Annotated in this window: 16 protein-coding genes and 1 tRNA gene; 5 read left to right on the plus strand and 12 right to left on the minus strand. The window is 69.4% G+C overall.

Annotated elements, in window-relative coordinates; all coding sequences use genetic code 11:
• The first annotated feature begins 94 nt into the window (after window positions 1-94).
• Together F4553_RS17185 and F4553_RS17190 are read left to right on the plus strand one after the other, a co-directional pair.
• A complete protein-coding gene (locus tag F4553_RS17185; protein ID WP_184837236.1) occupies window positions 95-991 on the plus strand; it encodes a hypothetical protein in 897 nt (298 codons plus the stop codon).
• Window positions 992-1,080: 89 nt separating this feature from the next.
• Entirely contained in the window at window positions 1,081-1,929 is an 849-nt protein-coding gene (locus F4553_RS17190) for a DUF72 domain-containing protein (protein ID WP_184837238.1), read from the plus strand.
• Between the two features lie 7 nt (window positions 1,930-1,936).
• Here F4553_RS17190 and F4553_RS17195 read toward each other — a convergent pair whose 3' ends face one another.
• Window positions 1,937-4,183 (minus strand): PQQ-dependent sugar dehydrogenase, encoded by a 2,247-nt coding sequence (locus F4553_RS17195; protein ID WP_184837240.1) that lies wholly within the window; start codon window positions 4,181-4,183, stop codon window positions 1,937-1,939.
• Window positions 4,184-4,488: 305 nt separating this feature from the next.
• Here F4553_RS17195 and F4553_RS17200 point away from each other — a divergent pair, with 305 nt between their 5' ends.
• Window positions 4,489-5,103 (plus strand): response regulator transcription factor, encoded by a 615-nt coding sequence (locus F4553_RS17200; protein ID WP_184837242.1) that lies wholly within the window; start codon window positions 4,489-4,491, stop codon window positions 5,101-5,103.
• On the opposite strand, the gene F4553_RS17205 is transcribed toward F4553_RS17200, so the two are convergent.
• The 4 genes from F4553_RS17205 to lanKC form a co-directional block, all read right to left on the minus strand.
• Window positions 4,990-6,738 (minus strand): ATP-binding cassette domain-containing protein, encoded by a 1,749-nt coding sequence (locus F4553_RS17205; RefSeq protein ID WP_184837243.1) that lies wholly within the window; start codon window positions 6,736-6,738, stop codon window positions 4,990-4,992. The genes F4553_RS17200 and F4553_RS17205 overlap by 114 nt on opposite strands.
• A complete protein-coding gene (locus F4553_RS17210) occupies window positions 6,735-8,351 on the minus strand; it encodes an ABC transporter ATP-binding protein (protein WP_184837245.1) in 1,617 nt (538 codons plus the stop codon). Before F4553_RS17210 ends, F4553_RS17205 begins: the two co-directional genes overlap by 4 nt.
• Window positions 8,352-8,436: 85 nt before the next feature.
• On the minus strand, window positions 8,437-8,586 hold the full coding sequence (locus F4553_RS17215) for a SapB/AmfS family lanthipeptide (protein WP_184837247.1): 150 nt from the start codon (window positions 8,584-8,586) through the stop codon (window positions 8,437-8,439).
• 29 nt (window positions 8,587-8,615) lie between these two features.
• A complete protein-coding gene (lanKC, locus tag F4553_RS17220) occupies window positions 8,616-11,138 on the minus strand; it encodes a class III lanthionine synthetase LanKC (RefSeq protein ID WP_221469931.1) in 2,523 nt (840 codons plus the stop codon).
• A gap of 395 nt (window positions 11,139-11,533) precedes the next feature.
• On the opposite strand from lanKC, the gene F4553_RS17225 reads away from it, so the two are divergent.
• Window positions 11,534-11,833 carry a hypothetical protein gene (locus F4553_RS17225; RefSeq protein ID WP_184837251.1) on the plus strand — a complete coding sequence of 100 codons (300 nt, stop codon included), beginning with the start codon at window positions 11,534-11,536 and terminating at the stop codon, window positions 11,831-11,833.
• A 38-nt stretch (window positions 11,834-11,871) separates the two neighbouring features.
• Here the strand turns inward: F4553_RS17225 and F4553_RS17230 are convergent, their stop codons facing one another.
• The 7 genes from F4553_RS17230 to F4553_RS17260 form a co-directional block, all read right to left on the minus strand.
• The gene (locus tag F4553_RS17230) at window positions 11,872-12,801 is read right to left on the minus strand and encodes an alpha/beta hydrolase (protein ID WP_184837253.1); all 930 of its coding nucleotides are present in this window, start codon (window positions 12,799-12,801) and stop codon (window positions 11,872-11,874) included.
• 243 nt (window positions 12,802-13,044) lie between these two features.
• Window positions 13,045-14,580, minus strand: coding sequence for a hypothetical protein (locus F4553_RS17235; protein ID WP_184837255.1), 1,536 nt, complete (start codon window positions 14,578-14,580; stop codon window positions 13,045-13,047).
• A 149-nt stretch (window positions 14,581-14,729) separates the two neighbouring features.
• Window positions 14,730-14,802 (minus strand) — tRNA-Lys (locus F4553_RS17240).
• A gap of 122 nt (window positions 14,803-14,924) precedes the next feature.
• A complete protein-coding gene (locus tag F4553_RS17245) occupies window positions 14,925-15,755 on the minus strand; it encodes a hypothetical protein (protein ID WP_184837257.1) in 831 nt (276 codons plus the stop codon).
• Between the two features lie 167 nt (window positions 15,756-15,922).
• Window positions 15,923-16,285: an SH3 domain-containing protein gene (locus F4553_RS17250; protein ID WP_184837258.1), complete on the minus strand. Its 363-nt coding sequence runs from the start codon at window positions 16,283-16,285 to the stop codon at window positions 15,923-15,925.
• Between the two features lie 200 nt (window positions 16,286-16,485).
• On the minus strand, window positions 16,486-17,499 hold the full coding sequence (locus tag F4553_RS17255) for a UDP-N-acetylmuramate dehydrogenase (protein WP_184837260.1): 1,014 nt from the start codon (window positions 17,497-17,499) through the stop codon (window positions 16,486-16,488).
• 15 nt (window positions 17,500-17,514) lie between these two features.
• A complete protein-coding gene (locus tag F4553_RS17260; RefSeq protein WP_184837262.1) occupies window positions 17,515-18,153 on the minus strand; it encodes an NAD(P)-dependent oxidoreductase in 639 nt (212 codons plus the stop codon).
• A gap of 158 nt (window positions 18,154-18,311) precedes the next feature.
• On the opposite strand from F4553_RS17260, the gene F4553_RS17265 reads away from it, so the two are divergent.
• A complete protein-coding gene (locus tag F4553_RS17265) occupies window positions 18,312-19,583 on the plus strand; it encodes a L,D-transpeptidase (RefSeq protein ID WP_376776273.1) in 1,272 nt (423 codons plus the stop codon).
• The last annotated feature ends 40 nt before the right edge of the window (window positions 19,584-19,623 follow it).

The raw sequence follows: 19,623 nt of genomic DNA on the forward strand, positions 1-19,623 counted from the left end.
GCCCTGGCCAGGGTCTTCAGCACCGTGACCAGGGTCCGGTCGATCTTCTTCCCGTGGACCCGCGACCAGCCCTCCGCCGGTGTCGGCATCCCCTATGTCGACTACCGGCGCGGCGACGGCGTCCGGATCGGCCCCGGCACGGACCGGCCGTGGAACGCCGTCGTCATCGATTCGCAGACGCCCTGGGTGTGCGACTTCCGCGGCCTGTGGGGGCTGGACACCGCCGACCCCTTCGGCGGCGAGCGCGCTCCGGCCGGTCCCCGATACGAACGCACCGGCACGATCCGCGCGTCCTGGGCCGACCCGGTCGGCTGGGCGGGCCTCGACAAGGTCCCCGCCACCGCGACCGCCCGGGCCGCCGCCTCCCGGGGCCCGGATCGCCGAGCTGGACGAGACGATCGCGGACCTGGACGCGCAGATCACGGCCGCGCGCGAGGAGCTGCGCGGCACCGCTGCGGGCATCGAGGTCCTCCCGGGCACGGTCACCGCGCCCCGGCGCGGCCGCGACACCGCGGGCTCGCGCATCGCCGCGCAGGAGCAGGCGATCGCCGCGCTGCGGGCCCGACGCCGCGACACGATCAACGAGCGAGATCAACTCCGACTGGTACGCCCGGAGTCGCTCGACCGCGCACCCCACGCCCACCTGCGCCACCGGGTGGTGCCGGACGAGACGATGTCGACGGGGACGCTGCTCAAGTTCTGGGCCGGGGCGTCGCTCTCGGTGCTGCTGCTCCTGCTGGGGCTGGCGATGCTGCTGGAGCAGGGTTCGCTGCTCCTGATCTGCGTGCTGGCGGTGCTGATCGTCATGGCGGTGGAGGCACTGCTGCGGCGGCGGCTGATGGTCTTCCTGCTCGGGCTCGCCATCGTCGCCGGGGCGGGCACGCTGATCTGGCTGTTCGTCACGCACCTGCGGGTGGCGTTCGGGGTGCTCGCACTGATCGGCGCGGCGGCGATCGGGATCGCCAACCTGCGTACGCTGACCCGCCGCTAGCGCTGGTCAGGGCCGTCCGGTCAGGAGGCACGGCCGCCCCGCCAACCAGCCTGATTCGCCCGAAAAGCACGCTCGGTAGCATCTGCACCATGCGTCTTCACGTGGGCTGCGCGATGTGGAATCTCAAGTCGTGGCAGGGCCGTTTCCTGCCGCCGACGATCCCGCAGAACGAGCGGCTGCGCGCCTACGCCGACTGGTGCAACGCGGTCGAGGGCAACACGACCTTCTACGCGACGCCCGCGCGGCACACCGTGGAGTCGTGGGCCCAGCAGACCGACGACGACTTCCGGTTCGTGGTCAAGCTGCCGAAGACGATCACGCACGAGCGCCGCCTGACCGACATCGAGGGTGAGCTGCGGTCGTTCCTCTACGCCATGGAGCCGCTCGGCCACCGCGCGCAGCTCTGGGTGCAGCTGCCGGGCTCGTTCTCCCCCGCCGACACCGGCGCCCTGCCGGACTTCCTGCGTAAGCTGCCGGGCTCGCAGCGGACCGCCGTCGAGGTTCGCCACCGCGGCTTCTTCGACGATCCGGGCTCGGCGGCGCGGCTGCGGGAGGCCCTCGCCGAGACCGGGGCGGAGTGGGTCACATTCGACACCACGGCGATCTTCGCCAGCCCGCCGACCACCGATGCCGAGCGGGAGGCGTGGGAGAAGAAGCCCCGGATGCCGCGCCTGGCTGTCGCGCTGACCGACCGGCCCATCGTTCGCTACATCGGTCGCGGCGACGCGGTGGAGGCGGCCGAGGGGTGGCGGTTCTGGCTCGACACGGTCGAGGGGTGGCTGGTCGAGGGCCGCTCCCCCACGGTCTTCATCCACACCCCCGACAACACCGAGTCGCTGGGTCTCGCCCGCCGTTTCCACGAGGAGCTCCGCACCCGCCTCCCCGCCCTGGAGGAGCTCCCCGACACCACCCGCAACGAACCCCTCACCCTCTTCTGAGCATCGGCTAGCAGAGGATGAGGAGGCAGGGCTTGTAGGTGGCGGTGTACGTCGTGCTCGCCGTGGGGGCCACGATCACGTGGGTCTGCGCGCCGCCGTCCGACCAGCTCTCGAACAGGTATTTCTGCAGCACCGCCGTATACGAGCTCGGCGCGCTCACCGTGTTCGTCGAGCCCTGGATGACCTCCCGCGTGAACGGTGCCACCCCGGTGAAGGACCCCACGGTCAGGCTGACCCCGGCCGGGTTGGCGGAGAAGGTGAGCAGCACGGTCCGCGGATCCAGCCGCCGGACCACGGTGTGCGTCAGCCCCTGCGCATCGGTCGCGGTCAGCGCCAGCTCCAGATAGGACGGGAACTCGTGATCCGGCGCGAGGAACGACCCGCTCGCGACACCGGACCAGCTCTGCAGCACGTGGGTGTGGCAGGCGGACGGCGTCGAGCAGTGCTGCATCCGCAGCTGCCAGCTCAACGCCGACGCGGGCAGGTTGCCCTGCTGCGGATCGGTGGCGTGGCCGGTGAAGGTCAGCGAGTCACCGACCTTCCATGTCGTACCCGCGATGGGGGTGTCGATCGTCGCGGTCGGCGCGGCGTTGCCCGGCTGGATCGTGACGGTCTCCTCGTCGAAGGCGCCGAGCGTGTCGGTGACCCGCAGCCGAGCGGTGAAGGCACCGATCGTCGAGTAGGTGAAGCTGGGCGCGACGGCCGTGGAGTCCCAGGACCCGTTGTCGGTGAAGTCCCACTGATAGGTGAGCCGTCCCTGGTCGGCCGGGTCCGCGTCGGTGGAGGCCGAGCCGCTGAAGTTCACGGTCAGCGGCACCTGGCCGGTGACCGGGGCGGCCGCGATCTGCGCGACGGGCGGCTGGTTGGCCGGGTAGTAGCGGATCCGCCGCACCGTGCCGCCGAGGTCGACGTAGTAGAGCTCGCCGCCGGGCCCGACCGTGAGGTCCACCGGGCTCGCCGCCTGCTGCACGAAGGCCTCGATGTTGGCGGATGAGGGCAGGCCGCCGGGGGTGGCGGGCTTCATCGCCCAGATGCAGCCGCGCGAGCTGTCGGCGAAGAACAGAGCTCCCGCGTACGCCGGCGGATAGGGCCCGCCCGCGCCGGGATAGAAGGCGAGGCCGGAGACCGAGTCGCCGCCCGTCCCGCAGTTCTCGCCGGCGACGACCGCGCCGGTGTGGTTGTAGGTGAAGTAGGGCGCGGTCTGACCGGCGCCGGTGTAGAGCGTCTCGCACAGCGGCAGGTTGGCGTTGTCGTAGCTCGCCATCCGGGCGGCACCCTCGTAGCAGGGCCATCCGAAGTTGGCCGGGGTGCCGGTGGGCGTGGTGAGGCGCTCGATGTCCTCCCAGGTGTTCCAGCCGACGTCGCCGGCCCAGATCTCGCTGGTGCCGGGGCGCACGGTGAACCGGAACGGGTTGCGCAGCCCCGACGCGACGATCCGGCGGGTGTTCAGGTCGGCCGAGCCGATGTTGGCGTTGCCCGCCGCCGCCGCGCCGGTGACCGGGTCGAGGCGCAGCACGGAACCGTTGAGCTGGGTGGCGTCGCCGGTGGAGCGGGAGTCCTGGGAGCGCAGGGCGCCGCCCTCGTTCGCCGGATCCCCGCACGGGTTGGCGGGGCTGCCGAGCTGCCCGTAGTCGGTGGCGCTGAAGCTGGCGCCGTCACCGGCGGTGGCGTAGAGCTTGCCGTCGGCACCGAAGTGCAGGTCGCCGATCGAGTGCGACGGGAACTGCTGGCACCAGTCGTGGATGAGGACCTGCTCGGTGCCGGTCATGACGTTGCCGCTGGCCTGGAGCTTGGAGAGCCGTCCGGTGACGATGCAGTTGCCGCCGTTGGCACCGCCGCTGACGGTGTCGCAGTTGTCGTGCCAGTAGGGCGCGGTCTGCCCGGGCGGGGCGTCGTAGGCGTAGAGGACGTAGACCCAGGGGTCGGTCGGGAAGTTCGGAGCGAGCGCCAGGCCCAGCATGCCCCGGTCCCAGATGTTGTGGGTGTTGGCGGAGAGGTCGGCGAAGACGGTGGGGGTGGGGTCGGCGATGCTGTCGAAGACCTTGATCACACCGCCCTTCTCGGCCACGAAGACCCGCCCGTCCGCGGCGATCTCGAGGTTGGTGGGCTGGCTGAGCCCGCTGAAGACGATCTGCTCCTGGAATCCGCTGGGCACGGTCGCGGCCTGTGCGGGGGCATCCGGCCAGCTCGGCGCGGTCACGCCCAACAGCAGCAGGACGAGGAAGCCGCAGGCGGTCCGGGTGCTCCAGCGCATTGCTTCTCCTTGCTCGGCGAAGCACGCATTCTATTTATAAAGTTAAATACTTTGCTGTCAAATATCTGACACGGGTACGCGCGCTGTCACCCTTTCGAGGCGTTTGACTCCGACTGGATGAGGTATGAAATACATATTCGACCCAATTTAATAAATACTTCAATATCAACAGAATGGATGATCTAGTAATCAAGATTCATTTGCAATGACCCGATGGCCGCAAAACCGCGCAATTTCATTGATATATGTAAAGTTGTGTATATTAGACGCACGTTTTCCCGCGCATCTCGCCCTGGAAGGTTGAAATGATACGCATCGTGTTGGGCCAGAATGGTGGCCTGATGAGTGGCGCTCTGGCCAATCTCCTCTCCCTGCAGGACGGCATGAATGTGATCGCGGAGGCGTTCACGCGCGAGGACGTGGTGGCGGAAGTGAGCCGTACCCGCCCACGAATGGTGGTGCTGGACCACGACCTGCCGGGCTCGATAGATGTCGCCGACGTCTGCTATGAGGTCTGTCAGGAATCGCCGTCGAGCAGTGTGTTGATCGTCATCAAACCGCTGTTGTGCTCATCCATCCGCCGCACGCTCACCCGGCTGTCCCCACGGATCGGCATGATCGTGGCCGACTCGACACCGGCCGAACTGGTCTCGGCGGTTCGGGCGCTCGCCGACGGCCGACCGGTGATCTCCCCCGAGCTGGCCATCGCGGCGCTGGCGGCGAACGCGAACCCACTGACCCGCCGCGAGCAGGAGGTGCTGCGAGAGGCGGGGCACGGCGCGCAGTCCCGGGAGATCGCCGCGAAGCTATTTCTCAGCCCTGGCACCGTGGACAACCACGTGTCCCGGGCCATCGCCAAGACGGGGGCGCGGACGCGGTTGCAGGCCGTCCGCATCGCCGAACAGCAGGGCTGGATCTGAGCCCGGATCCGACCAGTGGCCCAGCAGCTCCCGATAGAGGGGTGAGCTGAGGAGCAGCGCATCGTGCTCTCCGGCGATCGCTCGACCGCCGTCGAGCACGAGGATCTGCCGGGCACGCAGCGCCGAGCTCATGCGGTGGGCGATGACGACGAGGGTGCCTCCCCGCCGGGCGAACGCCTCCTCGGCCTGGCGTTCGGCCCTCGGATCGAGGTGGCAGGTGGCTTCGTCGAGGATGGCGAAATCGGCGGGGCTCAGATATGCCCTGGTGAGCGCGACGAGCTGGCCTTCGCCGGCGGAGAGCCGAGCCGGTTCGAGCACGGCCGAGAGCCCGCCCAGCCGGGTGATGAGATCGGCGGCGCCGACGGCCGCGGCCGCGTGCAGGATCGTGTCGTCCTCAGCGTCCGGGCGGAGATAGGACAGGTTCTCGCTGACGGTGCCGGTGAACAGGAAGGCCTCCTGCGGGATCAGTACCCGGTCGGACGGCACCTGAACGGACCCGGTGGCGGTCTGCAGCCCGCAGAGGATGCTCGCCAGGGTCGACTTGCCGACCCCGCTCGGGCCGACGACGGCGAGGTGCCCCCCGGCGGGGACGGTGAGGTCGAGGTCGCGCAGCACCGGGTCCGCATGCGGGCCGTAGCGGAAGTTCACGGCGCGCAGCCGGATGTGATCGGCCGGCGTGGTGGGGGCCGGAGGCTTCATCGGCTCGTCCGCGTCGAGGATGCGCCGCAGCGTGATGATGAACCGCAGCCCGCTCCCGCCCAACCCGTTGATCAGCGTGCCCAGCGCCGACCGCAACCCGGACTGGACGTAGATGAGCCCGCCCAGCACCGCGCCCGCGCTCAACCCTCGGGAGATCAGCCACGGTGCCGCTGCGAGCAGGATCAGCAACGGTCCCGAACCCCCCACGGCGAACGAGAGCGAGCGCAGAATGCTCACGCGGGCGAGCGCGACCTCCGCCGCCGCCTGCGCGTCGATCGAGCGGCCGACGAACTCGGCCGCACTCGGCTCCGTCCCACCGACGAGGATGTCCCGCGCGCCGGCCAGCACCGATCCGCTGACGACGGAGAGCTCCTCGTCGCACCGCAGGTAGTCCTGCTGGCGCGCGACCGCCATGGCGAGGGTGGCGACGAAGGCGAGCAGGCCGACGAGGAAGGCCGGCATGATCAGCAGCACGATGACCGGCGCGAGCGACAGCAGGCCGATCACGGCACCGATGGTGGTGATGAGGAACGTCCGGATCACCATGACCTGGCCGGCGTAGGTGTCGCGGACCACCTCGATCTGGTGGGTGAGTCGGGCGATCGCCCCGTCGTCCGGCCGGCCGGCGATCCCCCGGCGCAGGGCACCGGAGACGACCCTGCGGACGAGGTCGTCACGGACCGGCTCGACCACGAGGCCGAGGCGGCGGTAGATCGCGCGGGTTCCCGCCGCCCCCACCGCGGAGACCGCCAGCAGCGCCAGCAGCCAGCCGACGCCGATCAGGGGGCGGTGGGCGAGGAACCCGGTGTCCACCGCCCTGGCGACGGCGAGGCCGCCGAAGACGCTGGGGAGGGCCTCGGGAATCGACCATCCGAGCAGCGGCAGCACATGCTCGCGGCGCAGCCCGCCGGCCGCGTAGCGCAGCTCCCGCCTCACCGGAAGACCTCCCGGTATGCCGGGTCCTCCCAGAGCACCCGGTGGGTGCCGGTGGCGCGTACGCGGCCGCCGTCGAGCCAGACGACCAGGTCGGCACGCGCGGCCGTGCTCAGTCGATGCGTCATGATCAGGCGGGTACGCCGCATGGCATCGTCGGTGAGCGTGTTGCTGATCTGCATCTCGGTCACCATGTCCAGGCTGGAGGTGGCATCGTCGAGGACGAGCAGCCGTTCGGCGTGCCAGGCCCGGGCGAGCCCGAGCCGCTGCCGCTCACCACCGGACATCGGTGCTTCGGCTAGCAGGGTGTCGTATGCGTGTGGCAGCTTGCCGATGAAGTCGTGCGCCCGGGTCGCCACGGCGGCCGCCGGGCCGGACGGCGCGATGGCGTCGCGGATGGTGCGGCCGACGAGCACCGGGCGGGCGAAGGCACAGCCGACCGCGGACCGCAGGTCGTCATGGGTGAGCTCGCTCAGGTCCACGCCGTCGAGCAGGATCGCCCCGCTCGACGGTTCGCGGAGCCGGGTGGCGAGTTCGGCCACGACCGACTTCCCCGCCCCTGACACACCGACGAAGGCGACCGCGGCACCGCCGGGAATGGCCAGGTCCACCTCGACCCGCACCTCGCCGACGTCCGCGGTGACGGCACGGAACTCCAGGCGTCCGGGGCCGGCCGGCAGCGGGGTCCGCCCGTAGGCGACGGCCGACCGGTCGAGAACCTCCCGCCCGCGCTGCGCACCGGCACGCGCCCGGGCGTACTGGTTGAGCAGACCGGCCACTCCGCCGAGCCCGAGGCCCATGGCGGCGTACTGGCCGGCGGCGAGGAGGTCGCCGGGGCTGATCCGGCCGTGCACCATGGCTATGCCGCCGACGATCAGGACGGCCACCTGCACGGTCGGGCCGACGACGGCGACCTGGCCGGCGCTTCTCGCCAGCACGCGCCAGCTGATCGCGCCCTGCTCGTGGAGTTCGGGGAGGGTACGCAGGATCCGGTGTTCCTCGACCGAGGCCGTTCCGGCTGCTGCCACGGTCCGCGCCCCGGCCAGGGACTCGGTGAGCCGCGCGGCGATGCCGCCCTGGATCCGCTGGTAGGCGGCGACCGCTTCACCGGTCTGGCGGGTGAAGACACGGAGCATGACGACCACGAGGGCGAGTCCGGTGAGGAAGGCGAGCACCAGCCACGGGTAGATGACGGCGAGCAGGACGACGCTGGCGATCGGCGTGATGGCGGCGAGTCCGACCAGCATCACGCTCAGCCCCAACCGGGCCGCATCGGCGGTGTTGCCGACGAGGCGGGTCACCAGGTCCCCGCTGTCGAAGGGCCGCAGCCCGGCCGGACCGATGGCGAGCAGGTGACGGATGAGCCGGTGGCGCAGCCGGGCCGTCGTCGCGGCGACGACGGCGGTGTTCGCGAAGGTGTCGATCACTCCGACGGCGACGTCGACGGCGATGATGATCGCGGTCAGGCCGAGCCAGCGGGCGGTGTCGGCACCGGTGATGACGGCGTCGACGGCACGGCCTAGGACGAGCGGAAGAGCGAGGTTGCAGGCGACGCCGACAAGCGCGGTCACCCCGAGCAGCGGAAGCCAGCCCGCCCGCCGAACGTCGTACCCCACGTAAACTCCTCATCATCCTTGCGGTCCCGGGCGCTTCGATCGCCCGGGACCGCAAGGTCTACTCACTTGTCAGTGGCAGCTGATGTCAGTGGCAGCTGACGAGGCTCAGCGAGCTGGCCGCACAGATCAGCAGGCTCGCGCTGCTCTCCACGCCGCAGCCGGTGCTGCTGCTGCTTCCGCCGCCGCCGCCACCGGTCTGGGGCAGTTCCATGCCTTGCAGGTCGAGAAGCGCCATGATTGGCTCCTTAACTCGTTGCGGTCCGCCTACGCCGGTCGGCGCGGGGGGTCTGTGAGGTGGGGTGCGAGCAGCGGCAGGTGCATGGGTCCGCTGAGCACCGATCCGGTTGCGAGCAGCACGCCGGCGGTGCCGGTCGCCACGTCCATGGAGAGCCGCATCAGCGCGTCGCCGGGGAAGGCGATTCCGCCCTGATAGGACAGTCGGTGCCAGGACAGCGCCCGCAGCTGTGCCAGGATCTCGGGGTCCTCGCTCGGCCGCGATGCGCGCGCGGCCAGGTAGAGCAGCATTCCCGCGCGGCCGCCGAAGACGCCCGGCTGCACGTAGAACCGCAGCAGTGCCGCTCCCCGGATCTGAGCGCTGGCCAGGGTGAACTGGTCGTCGTGGCGCCGGGCGAGGTAGTCGTCGAGGGCGAGGCCGACACCGACGCTGCCCATGGCGAGGTAGGGCAGGCTGCGCCAGCTCTCGTTGACCTCCAGCGTGCCGTTGTCCCGCAGGATGCATCGGCGCAGGTCCTGCCGCAGCGCCACGGCGGCGGAGTCGAGGAAGGCCGGGTCGCCGGTGCGGTCATATGCTCGCATCAGCAGCCAGGCCGGTCCCGACGAGCCGCGCATCAATCCGGCGTACGGGTTGTCGCCGCCACTCGTCTCGGGCACCGACATCTCGTCGCCGAGCCGCTCCGCGACGAGTTCTGCGGCACGTTGAGCCGCCTGTGCCAGCGCCGCATCGCCGGTGCGATCGGCGAAGTACTGAAGGTTGAGTCCGATCCCGGCGAGGCCGCCGAGCAGCTCGGAGTTGAGCTGGGCCCAGTCGTCGGACAGGCACATGTCGAGCAGGTTCAGCGCCTCCTGCCGGTGGCCCAGGTGCTCCAGGGTGAAGGCGACACCGTGCATTCCGTCATAGAGGCCGAGCATGGATCCGGACTTCGGGTCCTTCGCCCGGTCCAGCAGCCACTGCTCCCACTCCGGGAACCTCCCCGCGCCGGTGACGTCGAGCGCGTAGAGGACCCCTGCTGCGCCGTACGCCAGCCCGAGGCCGCCGCCGGTGCGGAACTGCTCGATGTCACCGGGGAATAGCCGGTCCTCGCGGTCCGGGGTGGCGGACGCGGTGATCGCCTTCACCATGCCGTCGCGCAGTTCGGTCCAGTCCGGCTCGTCCGCCGGGACGGTGGCGTCCGGCGCGATGACGGACACCGCCTTCTCCAGGTAGTCGGGTGGCACCGGGAAGTGTTCGGCGATGATGGCGCTGAAGTGGGCCGCCTTCTCCCGGGAGAGCCAGAACAGCTGGGTGATCGGGAAGAAGAGGGCCAGGCGCAGGCAGGCGAGCGCGTAGAGGTCGAGGTCGAAGCCGGTCGTGCCGCGGGGGGCGGTGAATCCCTGGTTGCCCAGCGCCGGCCGCTTCAGGTTCTCCACCGGGCTCGCGACCTCGTAGTCGAGCAGCGCGATCGTGTCGTCCGGACGGATCAGGATGTTGTAGAGGTGCAGGTCGCCGTAGACGACGCCGCGTTCGTGCATCGCCAGGATCGCCGCCTCCACCTGTCCGTAGACGTCGAGTGCCCACGCGGTGTAGTCGGCGAACTCCGCCGGGCCGGCGGCAAAGTCGATCATCGGATACTGCCGCACTATCGCCCGGTACAGCGGGCGGCCGTCGACGAACTCCATCGCCATGAACCGGTGATCGCCGACGGTGAACAGGTCGTGGGCCACCGGTACGCCGGGCACCCCGGCGAGCCGCCGGAGCATCTCGAATTCGATGTCGAGCCGGGCCACGGCGTCGGTGTTGGCACCGTCGAGGCCGGCGAAGGGGCGCCCCTCCTTGAGGACGACCTCCGCACCGGTCCTGGTGTCGCTGCCGCGGTAGACACCGCCGCCGTTGGAGAAGTGCAGAACGCTGTCGATCCGGTACGGGATGTCCGTGACGGTCACCGCGTTGCGGGCGGCGAGGTGCGGTGCGAGGAAGTCGGGCACCGTGACCCACGGCGGGATGTAGAAGACCGGGTCGCGCCGGTCGGGCACCAACTGGCCGGTGTCATCCGCGATGCCCGGTACGACCTGCCCGGACTCGGTGACGCAGTACTGGAAGGCGAAGCCGCCGTAGCGCACGTAGAGCGGACCCGAGCCCCAGCGCAGATCGCTCAGGATGTAGGGCCCCTGCTCGCCCTCGAGGAGGTCGCCGAGTTCGACCAGGATCTTCTCGCAGGTCGCCTCGTCCGGCGGGTAAATGGTGACGAGCTTTCCGCTGTAGCCGCGGTGCGCGTACTTGGAACTGCGCAACCACAACACCTGCATGGAGCGCAGGAATTTGAATTCGATACCGCGCGGAATGCAGTAGTCCCAGATTGCTTCGAGGACTCGATCCGCATTCTCCAGCGTTGCCGAGACGTGGATCTTCCAGCCCTGAAGCGGCAGGTCGAGGTCGGTCGGAGCGTAGACCAGCCAGTCATCCTGATCGCGGCGCTCCCATCCGGCCGGGGTGTCCCGGGAGTCGACCGCGAATGCCGACTTCTCAGCGGTCGCGGCATAGAGGGTGTCGTAGAAAAGCGGATCGGCCATGGCGAAGGCTTCATACCGACCATCCACTGGTACCCCATCCTCTACATCCGGTTGACCACTCGGACATATTGTTTCGGCAATGGGTCAGAATTGAGAAGTGGTGATTACCACGATAAATGGATGAGGAACCTCATCCCCTGGCCACGGGCCGTCGGCGGTCAGCACTCGCAGCCGAAGATCGGCGCCGCTGATCGCCCGGAACCTCCGGAGGATTGCGCACCTCGATACACGTGCCACGTCGGCCGGAGGTTCCCGCCGTCGATGTCGGCCCGGACGTGGTCCGTCAGGGATGGCCGACTCCGCGAGTCACGGACACGGACGGGGCCAACGGTAAGGGGACGTCGAATGACCAGCGAATGCGGGTGGCGGCCGCCACCAGCCGGGCAGCATTCACCATGCGGCCTGCCGTGACGGCCCCCGGCAGCCCGGTGGATCCGAGCGAACCGATCCTCGGCCGGCAGATCGACCGGGCCATGCGCCACCGCCTGCTCGAAGTCCTCCTGGCGGAGCTCCAACGCAGCGGTGCCGAGGCGCTGGCCGCCGGGGTGTCTCCGGAGCAGCTCTCAGCCCAGCTCGACGAGCGCATCGCCCGGCTCCGGGCACACCTCAACGACCTGCACGTGAAGTCCGCCCCCACCAGGCCCACCCGGCCGATCGGCTGCCGCATCCCGGCACAGCGTCGACCCCGGTGGTGATGGGGTCGAAGGTCCGCTGACCCTCGACCCCGCCCCGGCTAATACTTGTGGTGGAAGAACGATCCGTTCTGCGCGATCCGGCCCGGGTTCGGACCGGTGAGGTGTCCCCAGGTGCCGTAGTCGTTGCGGTTGCGGCGATCGCCCTCGTTCCACAGGTAGGAGCGCCAACCGCCGTACCCCACTGTCTGGATCTTGTCGTGCCCCAGCTTGCCGCCCGCCTTGGGGAACCAGACCAGGTGCGGCGCGAGCTTCATCCCGTAGATCGAAGACGACATCGGGACGATCTTGTCATCGGCCGAGCCGACGAGCGTCCAGTCCGTGCCCATCCGCGACTGCGGCACATACTGCAGCCACTTCAGCAGGGTGCTGCGGGGACGCATGTCCTTGCACTGCGTCGTGGCGCAGCCCAGCGCCCACTTCGTACCGGCGTGCGGTGTCGCGATCGTGACGGCGTCCTCGATGTAGAGGTAGGGCGGGAAGCCCGGCTCGCGATTGGCCGTGCCGGTCAGCGCGGCCCGCACGATGAGCCCGCCCATCGAGTGCCCCACCACGTCGACCGCGCGGCCCGGCTTGGAGAAGTTCTTGTAGACATACTGCGCGAACTCGCGGCCCAGCATCTTGACGCTGGTGTTCTTGGTGCCCTTGAAGACGGCGCTGCAGTTGTGGTCGCCGCCGTAGAAGCCCCAGGTGCGGGTGGTGTAACCGCGATCCTTGAACTCGGGGATCGTGTCACCCCAGTAGCCGACGCAGTCGCGGCCCGCGCCCGTGCGGTTGAAACCGTGGATGAAGATGACCGGCCGGTGGTTGCCGTCCGCTCGCTGCGGGCCTGCCGCCTGCGCTGCAGCGGCCGGCTTCGGCGCCGTCGGCTTGGCCGCCGCGTGGGCGGCACTCGCGCCGGCCGTGGCAGTTCCGATGCTCAGCAGGGCCGCCGTGGCGGCTGCTGTGATGAGCTTGGACCACATTCGCATGACATTGCTCCCGTGCATCAGAAGGAAGGGGGAGCGGGAGCCCCGGGTGTCCCGCCGGGCTCCATGTCACCTGTTCGAAAGCCGTGCGGCCAGGGGTGACGCCGTCCGGGACAGTCCCGGACAGGCCATGTCCGGTACGCGAACAGGGAGCCGGCGTTCGCGCCCGGCTCCCTGTCGTGGTGCTGTGTTCCAGCGGATCCGATCAGCCTGTCAGTCCCATGGCGCCCGCCGATCGATCAGCGCTCAACCGATGGCGTACGCACGGTGGATCGTCGTGGTGCCGATGTTGCCGGCGCCGTCCGCGACCTGAGCCCGCAGGCTCACGTAGCCGGAAGCCGGGTTGGTCACCGATATCGACCATTTCCCCGAGGAGTTCGTCACCGGAACCGCCTGCCAGGTCGCTCCGTCGTCAGACGATGCCCAGGCTGTCACGGTCTTCGCCGTGGCCGTCGGGTACGCCAGGTCCGACAACCACCGCTGACGGTCGAAGAAGAGCGGAATCGCTGTCGTGCTCGACGGCGCAGCACGGTTGCTCATGTCGAGCCCATCGGGACGGAACCTGGTCAGCAGCACCGGTGCGATCGTCGACATGCCCGGCTTCGCGTAGAACCGGAAGCTCGTCGTCGCCTTCGGTGACAGCAGGTCAGCCGGGTAGGTGACGTTGGGGTTGTAACGGGTCGCGGTCGACGTCAGGGTGTACCACCCCGCAGTCGCGACGGGGAAGGACTGCTGGGGATTGTCGTCGCCCCAGGACGTGCTCGTCCGGGTCGCGACGGTGGTGCCGTTCAAGCTGAGCGTGGAGACCGTCTTCACGCTCGCTTGCGCGCCCAGCTGGTACCAATCGGTGAACATGCGCTCGCCGCTGAAGATCACATTCTTGCCGGCGATGGCGGGCACGATCTGAGCCGGTCCCCAGGCTGCCCGGTTGAAGACATCGGTGACCTGTTGCCCTGTGGTGAAGGTACGCCGGTCCCACCAGAAGTCGATGCCGGACTCGCTGCGGACGAGCCAGGTGCCCGGTGTGATGTGCGCCTTGACCGTGTATGGCGGCGCGGCATTCACCAGCCCGGTATAGAGGCTGTCGGCACAGCCGACGCCGTTGCTCTGCTCCGGCTGCACGGCGAGCGTGTTGTAGGCGGCCCCGGACGGACCCTTGCGGACCTGCGCGGTGACCGTCGCGAGGCTGGAGCGGAACTTCATGATCCCGTACCTGGGCAGGCCGACCGCCTCGCCGTTGACGACGTACGCCTCCGAGTCGTCCCAGCGGCGCCAGGTGGACATGTACGCGAAGCGCAGCTCACTCGAGGTGTTGGGGATGACGAAGAACGACCCCGGCCGGTTCCACCCACCGGCGCCCATGCCGGTCCCGTTGACGCAGACCTGCCCGCTGAGCTGCTGGGTGAAGGCGGCGTCCGGGTTGTCGTCCAGCCGCACCTTCAGTGAAACGCCCGCCCGCGCGTCGATGGTGATCGCCTTGGGCGCGGTCACCGACACGATGGTGGCGGCCACGGTGTCCGTGGAGTCCCGCGAGTTCCAGATGTCCACCAGGGCCGCGTAACGCCCGGAGGGCAGCACCTTCGCCGTGCCGCTGGCGACTCGGTACTGCGCGTGGCTGCTCATGTGGACGAGCGTCACCGTCGTCGCCACCACGGCACCGTCGCGCCCCAGCGTGGTCACCTTCAGCGACGGGCTTGCAGCGGCCGACGCGGCGACGCCCATCGGAAGCAGGGCCGCCACCGCGGTGATGAGGGCGGCCGCCTGACGAAATGGATACCCCATGTGTCTCAATCCCCGAGCTTCGCTGACCATGAAGAATGCTCGGATCGTAACAACAGGAAGCCATTCACACGCTCCCGCAATGGTGCGTTCAGGCTTAGCCGAGCACCCAATAGCAGAAGAGCCGGTCGAAATCGACCGGCTCTGTTCTGTGCGCCGCCAGGGACTCGAACCCCGAACCCGCGGATTAAGAGTCCGCTGCTCTGCCAGTTGAGCTAGCGGCGCTCATTGGCAACGGAAGAAACCCTAGCATGCAGTCCCGGTGGATCTCCAATCGGTTACCCCAGCCGAACAAATAGCCATAAAAGTAGCAATTTGCCCGCACGGGCTGTCGGCCCAAGGCCACCTCACCCGCGTCGCCACGGCAGCCACGACCGCTTCCCCGTCGGTCCGGACGGACCGACCACCGAAGGCATCGAAGCCGCCAGGAACACCTCGCCCCCGATGACGTTCCCCGCCTCGGGCACCCCGGCACCCGCCACCGCCGGCATACACAGGTCGGCTTCGAACCCGGCGGTCCGCACCCGAGCAACGATGAACGACTGCCCGGTGGCGGTCACCGTCCGCAGCGAAGCCCCGAGCACGGTCCCGTTCAGCCGGGCATGCGCCTGCGCCTGATCCGGTGAGCCGAACATCCCGTAGGAGATGAAGGACTCACTCGCCATCCGCGGCGGCCACGGCATCCCCGACGACACAGCGTGCGGCGGCGGCTCCCGGTCGCTCCCGCCCGGGCTCAGCAGGCTGTCGTCCGAGGCGGCGAATGCCTCCTCGGAGGCGTACACACCGACCTGGACGCCGAGCGCGACGATGGACGCCTCGCCGGAGACCGGCCCACGCGCCTTGGCGAGGAAGGTCCGCTGCTCCAGCTCGACGGCGAGCTTCGTCATGAGCTCACCGGAGCCGTCGACCACGTCGGCGGTCGCGACCTCGTCGTTGGCGGCCCGTAGCCCGTCGAGCCGGGCACCGGGCGTACCGGCGAAGGTGGGCAGGAAGTCCACGACCTTCCTGCCCACGGTCGCGATCATCAGTCGGGCGCCGCTCGGATCCGTCCAGCGGACGACCGAGACGCCGTCCACGGTTCCCACGGGCTCGGCGGCGGCGATGGCGGACTCGACGAGCTCGGCGAATTTCTCACGATCGGGGACGGCGAGCCCCACACACTCCAGGTTCGATGCCATCCGGCGACCTTAACGATCTCCGTCCGGCTCCGCGCACTGATTTCCGAGTTCGGCGCCGACCTCCGGTCAGCGCCGCGAAGCCAGCACCGCGAACGCCAGCGCCGAAAAGCCAGCACCGCGAAGCCAGCGCAACGACGCCAGCACCGCGAAGCCAGCGCCGCGAGGGACTAGCAGGCGTTGCCGTTGGTCGCGGACGGGTTGCCGATGTAGTAGGCGCTGATCCACCCCTGCTGCTGGGTGTTGTCCTTACGCGCATGCCACCACTTGTCGTTGATACCGATTCTGCTACCCGTACGCCAGCAGTGCAGGTAGAGCTTGGACCCGGCCTGCCAGGATCCGATCGGGGAGCAGTCGAGCCACGCACCGGTCCGGTAGTTCACCCAGTCACCGGCGACCGTGGCGGTCGCGGCGCTGTAGTTGCCCCAACTCGGGTCGCAGGCGGAGGCGGAGGCCGGAGCGGCGGTGGTCGCGACGAGGGTGCCGGCGGCGAGGACGACAGCCGCGACGGCGGAGCCCATTCGAAGACGCATGACCTAGGTTCCTTTCGCAGGAGCGCAGAGAAAGCGCAGGAAGCAGGAGAAGAACGGTCGGCCGGGCCCGGCTTCGTCGCAGCCAATCACGGGGCCCAATGAATACACAAGATCATTCACAATAGATACCGCGAGGGTTTCGGGCAGCCTGCACCTGCGGGTTGACTTCCCCGCCCGACTAAGCCCAGCGATCTAAAGCCTCAGAACGAGCAGTTGACGAGGTCGCACTCCGGGGTCAGCGTCACGCCGAAGCGGTCCTGCACTCCCTCGCGAATATGCGCCGCGAACGCCATGATGTCGGCGGCCGTGGCACCACCCCGGTTGGTGATGGCGAGCGTGTGGCGGCTGGAGAGCGTGACGGCCCCGTTGCCCCACTCCGCGCCGTAACCCGGCGCGAACCCGGCCCGGTGGATGAGCCACGCGGCCGACAGCTTCGTGCCGTTGACGTCCGGGTACTGCGGGCTCTCCGCAGCCTGCGCAGGCACCTCGGCCAGCACCGGGTTGACGAAGAACGAGCCGACGCTCCAGGTGTCGTGGTCGGCCGGGTCGAGCACCATCCCCTTAGAGCGGCGCAGCTGGAGCACGTTGTCGCGGACCTCGGCCGCGTCGGCCGTCCCGCCGACCTCGACGCCGAGCCGGTTGGCGAGCTCGGCGTATTTGACGGGCGACGAACGCGTGCTGCGCCGCAGCCGATAGGTCACCTGCAGCACGACCCAGCGGTCGCTGTGCTTGAAGACCGAGTCCCGGTGCTTGCCGAAGCCGCAGCGCTCGATCGGCCAGGTCTCGATCTCCCCGGTCTCGCGGTCGAAGACGACGAGCGATTCGAGCACGTCGGAGGTGACCGTGCCGTAGGCGCCGACGTTCTGCACGGGGGTGCCGCCGACGGAGCCCGGGATGCCCGAGAGCGCCTCCAGCCCGGCCAGCCCTTCACCGAGGGTGGTCGTGACCAGGCGGTCCCAGTCCATCCCGGCGGCGGCGGTGACCCGCTCGCCGTCGATGTCGAGCTCCGCCGACGTCATCCGCAGCACCGAGCCGGCCCAGCCGACGTCACCGACGACGAGGTTGGAGCCGCCGCCGATCACCAGCAGCGGATCACCGGCGCTGCGCGTCTCGCGCAGGAGCTCGATCGCGTGCGGGGTGGTCTCGGCGGCGAGCAGTCGGCCCACCGGACCGCCCACCCGGATCGTGGTGAGGTCGGCAAAGGTGATCGTCACAGCTCGCCAGCCTACTCACGCTGCGACTCCGACCACCTGTCGGACGGTGGCAGGGTCGCTGATCATGGCGAGCATCGCGGTCGCCACGTCGCTGCGCGAGATCGACCGCCCGCGCGGCACGTTGGCGCCGACGACTCGGCGGTACCGGCCGGTCACCGGGGCGTCGAGCAGCCTCGGCGGGCGCACGATGGTCCACTCGGCGGCGCTGGCGCGGATCTCCGCCTCCATGACCGCGAGGTCGGCGTAGATGCCGCGCAGGACGGTCCGGATGAGGGGCAGCAGCAGCCATCGGTTGGCGAAGCTGTCCCCGGGCGGGGTGGGCCCGACGGGAACCGCGCTGACCACGGCGAACCGCCGCACGCCGGTCGCCTCCAGCGCCTGCAGGATCCCGTGGGTGGCGGTCGACGCCACGGTGAGGTCCTTCCGGCTGCGCGGTCCGACACCGGAGATCACCGCGTCGGCGCCGGTCAGGGCCGGTTGCAGGGCGACCGGGTCGGTGAGGCCGGCCACGGTCACGACCGTCAGGGCCGGGTGGTGGAGATCGAGTCGAGCCGCGTCGCGCACGACCGCGGTCACCGTGTGCCCGGCCTCGAGGGCCTGGGTCACGACGTGGCGGCCGATGCCGCCGGTTGCTCCGAACACCGTCAACTTCATACGAAAACCATATCGTATGAGTTTCATATTATCCAGTGGGACCGGTCCCCACGAGGCCTCCCCCATGAGGCACGATGTCGGCAGTTCCTCACGTCTTGGAGGTCTGGGGCATGCGTCGTCATCGGATACTGGCCGCACTGGTCTGCGTACCCCTCCTGATGGTCGGCGGGTGCAGCGCGGACGGCGACGCGCCGACGGCCGCGCCGACCTGGGCGGCTCCGGGCGGTTCCACCGCGCCGAGCGCGACGCCGCCCGCGCCGTTCACCCTCACGGTCTCCCCCAACGACAAGACCACCAACCTCCCGATCAGTACGGAGATCGGCACCCTCGTCACCGGCGGCTCGGTGACCTCGGTGACCCTGACCGACGCGGCGGGCAAGAAGGTGAGCGGCAAGTCGCGCGCCGACGGCACCACCTGGGTGCCGAGCAAGCCGCTGAAGTTCAACACGCGTTATTCGGCGACCGTGGTCGGGACCGGCGCCGGTGGCGAGACCGAGACGAAGACGACCTCCTTCACCACGATGAAATCGGCCGGGAGCAGGGCCGGGACCGGCCTCTACATGTTCGACGACCACGTCTACGGCGTGGCGATGCCGGTCGCGGTGGAGATCCTCAAGGATGTGCCGGTCGCGGCGCGGGCGAGCGTGCAGAAGCGCTTCTTCGTCGAGACGGACCCGCCGCAGCCCGGCGCCTGGTACTGGTTCAACGGCCGCGAGGTGCAGTACCGGCCGGTCGACTACTGGCAGCCCGGCACGAAGATCACCGTACGCATCGCGCTCGACGGCCACCCGCTCGGCAACGGCCGCTACGGCGACCGGGACCGCAGCGCCACGGCGTTCATCGCCAAGGACAAGATCGAGCTGAAGGTGACGAACAGCCCGAAGCAGATGCAGGTCTTCAAGAACGACGCGCTCATCAAGACACTGAAGGTGAGCCTCGGCAAGAAGAGCACCCCGTCGTCGAGCGGACACCTCGTGATCATGGACAAGGCCGAGTCCACGGTCTTCGACACCTTCGCCGAGCTGGGCCCGAGCGCCGGATACCGCACCACCATCAAGTACGCCCAGCGCCTCACCTGGGGTGGCGAGTTCATCCATTCGGCCCCGTGGTCGGTGGGCGATCAGGGTGTTCGCAACGTCTCACACGGCTGCGTCAATGTCTCCCCGGCCAACGCGGCCTGGCTGTACGCCCTTACCCGGATCGGCGATCCGGTGACCGTGACCGGCACCGAACGCGTGCTCAAGCCCGGCAACGGCTTCACGGTATGGGACCTGAGCTGGGCAGACATCGTCAAGGGCAGCCCGATCCCGCTCTCGGCCGACCTCGCGTCGGCGACATCGGAACTCGACACCGAGCCGTCGATCTCGCCGTCCCCGTCGGCTACGGTGGAGCCTAGCCCGGCGGCCACCCCCTCACCGCAGGCGAGCTAGGCCGCACCGGCCGCCGCTGGGGTGCAACCCGGTCTTGCCG

Origin of the sequence: Allocatelliglobosispora scoriae, assembly GCF_014204945.1 — a bacterium.
GTDB classification, from domain to species: Bacteria; Actinomycetota; Actinomycetes; order Mycobacteriales; family Micromonosporaceae; genus Allocatelliglobosispora; species Allocatelliglobosispora scoriae.